Origin of the sequence: Mesorhizobium sp. M7A.F.Ca.CA.002.05.1.1, assembly GCF_003998335.1 — a bacterium.
Classification (GTDB): domain Bacteria; phylum Pseudomonadota; class Alphaproteobacteria; order Rhizobiales; family Rhizobiaceae; genus Mesorhizobium.
The window spans coordinates 1-1,186 of the sequence record NZ_RZQI01001290.1; the positions used below are offsets into that span (position 1 = coordinate 1).

The window sequence follows — 1,186 nt, forward strand, 5'->3', positions numbered from 1 at the left end:
CTATACGGGGAGAAATGCCCGGCAGGGCAATGAGCGACTATCTGTGGTGTCAAGTTGCATTGGCGAACTCCATGCGCGCATCGCGTGCTTTTGCATTGAGAATGACGAGGAGTTTTCGCGCCAGCGCCATGCGGATGACCATTTTGGTTTTGCCAGCCTTTTGCAACCGTTCGGCGAAAGCTTGCAGATGAGGATCGTACCTGGCGACGTGCCGGGCAACGATAAAGAGAATGCCACGCGGCCCGGTGCGACCGCCCCGAATATTACGAGGTCCCTCGCGTTTGCCGCTATCATTGGCGAAAGGCGAGAGCCCCACCAGCTTGGCGATGGCCTTGTTGGAGACGATGCCGATCTCGGGGACCTCCGCCAACAGACGGGCAACGGTGCGGTCAGCCAAGCCCTTGAAGACGCGGAATGTCATGTCGAGCCTGGCCCACAACGGATCATCGTCAATCAGCGAGGCCACCTCGCCAGCCAGCCGCTTCTCCTCGCGCTTGAGGCAGGTCAGCACCGTGGAGAGACTGGCCAGCGTCTCGGCGTCTGTGGTGGCGCTCTTGCGCTGCTTGTTGACGGTGATGTCGCCGGTGACTTGGGAAAGCCTGGAAACCAAGACTTTCAGTCGCTGCTGCGCGGGACTGGGCGGCGCCGCCGGCACGATCTGCTTGACCGACGCGTAATGGGCGATCACGTCCGCGTCGATGCGATCGGTTTTCTCGAAGGTGCCCATTGCTTCGGCGAAGCGACGCACGCTGCGAGGATTGACGATGCCGCAAGGCAGGCCGTTCTCCCAAAGCCACAGAAAGGCCAACCGCTCATAACCGCCCGTGGCCTCCATAACCGCGAGCTCGACACGATGGCCGCGGCAAAACACCAGCAACTCGCCTAGTCCCGCTGCGTCGTTGGCGAAGCGAGCAAACGCAGCGCCCGGCCGGATATGGGCGTCCAGCCAATCTTTCGAAACATCAACTCCACAAATAATGTTGTTCACGGTAACCTGCCTTGTTCGTGCGATTGGAGCCAAGCGACTATTCGGTCGTGCGTGACAAAGGCGAAGATCCCAAGCTCATTGACGGTTGTAGCCGGAGGGGCAGCGGGCGACTTCGCCAAGCCTCGGGCCGGATGGCCATCCGGCCCGAGGCTCAATCGCTTCCATCGCACATAATCATCTCGTGCAGATACAAGGGGC

The 1,186-nt window shown here is 60.6% G+C and carries 1 protein-coding gene; it reads right to left on the minus strand.

Going from position 1 to position 1,186, the window contains the following annotated elements; all coding sequences use genetic code 11:
• Window positions 1–49: 49 nt before the first annotated feature.
• Window positions 50–988, minus strand: a complete 939-nt coding sequence (locus tag EN939_RS34970; RefSeq protein WP_127271921.1) for an IS110 family transposase — start codon at window positions 986–988, stop codon at window positions 50–52.
• Between the last annotated feature and the right edge of the window lie 198 nt (window positions 989–1,186).